Raw genomic sequence first — 1,398 nt, forward strand, 5'->3', positions numbered from 1 at the left:
TCCTACGCCATCATGCGGAGGGCATGCCCCTACCGCGGAGAGAACCATGAACCCGGCAAGGATGTGTTTGGAGAGTCTTGACCGCAGGCCCGGAATTAGAGAACAGCCAGGGTCATTTTCGACCGACACTGCGGGCTTCGGCTACCGGTCGATGTCTGCTCTTCGCCGAAAGCGTTCCGCTTACTGCGTGGCAACGAAATGACGCGAAGGGCCAGAAGCAGAAACACCGTCGCTCAATGACAAATCATAGGCATACCGGAATAAATCCACAGTGCACCCGTTGCGATCCCACACAGCCATCCGATGACCGACCAGCCCCCTACTTGCCACGACCAACATGGAAACCGTGACCGCCTTAGTGGTGAACCGCTCTCGGTTGACAAATCACCTGAATAGGATGTCATCAGAAGTGCACCGACGCTCTACGAATGCCAGCGAAGGAATAGCAAACGCCAACCACGTAGACCGCTATGCTGAGCCCTTGCGCCGCAAGCCACACATTCTTTCCGGTCGGAATGGCATGATAATAAAAGTTGGGCCAGAAATAGTTGCAGATTACGTAGCCCGCGGCTGCTGATACGAGCGTGCAAACCAATCCGAACGCACAAAGCAAAGGCGCAATCCGCTCGTTGCTCGAAATATCGAGTGACCCACCCTGCCGATGGATTGCCTGATAACAAAATCCGATGGCAACCATTCCGAGGCCGCCTGCCTTCAGGGTCAACTCTGCCAAGACCGCCGGACAGCCCCACCAGAGCGTGATGTTTCTCAGAAAGTCTGGACCCACGTCTCCGGCAATGGCTCCTACCATGTAGTGGCCGATGGGGATGAAGCCGGTCAGGAATCCCGTGATAAATAGCCCCAGACCCCAACGGATGAACTTCCAACTAAGTGCTGTTGGCGTTACGGCGGCACGGCCGTCCATTGCAATAGCTGCGTTGCTCATACTCACCTCCGTTGAAAGCTTGAACGGCCCTTGAAGGCACCCTCGGCACGCCTGAATGTTAGCGAGAGCCAAGGCACAGCACTATGCAAAATCGGCGCACGGTTGCCAATGTCGGCATGTCCGCCACGGGTCTTGGTTGTGTGAAAACGCCAAGGCGCTTGAGCGCGATAGAAGAAGTTATTCGTCCAAGGCGGTTCTAACGCTTAAGCTAGCACGCGGCTTCAACCTAGACGACGAACTGAAGAATGTAATTCTAGCCGTGTCTCGATCATTCGCGTTTTTACACAGCCAGGGTCATTCGCGACCGAGCCAGCTAGTCCAGCCCGCTACCTGATGTCTGCTTTGCCCGGCGAGTTCAACTGATCGCCGCAACACATTCTGCGAACTTCTCAGCTGGGGTTTGAACGGGAAATCTCCTCTCGTTCAGAGAGCGTAAGCGCCTGCTTGGCGCG

Annotated in this window: 1 protein-coding gene; it reads right to left on the reverse strand. The window is 55.7% G+C overall.

All coding sequences use genetic code 11. The features are described 5' to 3' along the window. Positions 1 to 403: 403 nt before the first annotated feature. Positions 404 to 946: a hypothetical protein gene (locus AC629_RS44505; RefSeq protein WP_084810848.1), complete on the reverse strand. Its 543-nt coding sequence runs from the start codon at positions 944 to 946 to the stop codon at positions 404 to 406. Between the last annotated feature and the right edge of the window lie 452 nt (positions 947 to 1,398).

This window comes from Bradyrhizobium sp. NAS80.1 (assembly GCF_001908205.1).
GTDB lineage: Bacteria > Pseudomonadota > Alphaproteobacteria > Rhizobiales > Xanthobacteraceae > Bradyrhizobium.

Bases quoted from the DNA above. Each gene is read 5' to 3' on its own strand.
- AC629_RS44505 (WP_084810848.1), bottom strand. From the start codon at position 946: ATGAGCAACGCAGCTATTGCAATGGACGGCCGTGCCGCCGTAACGCCA.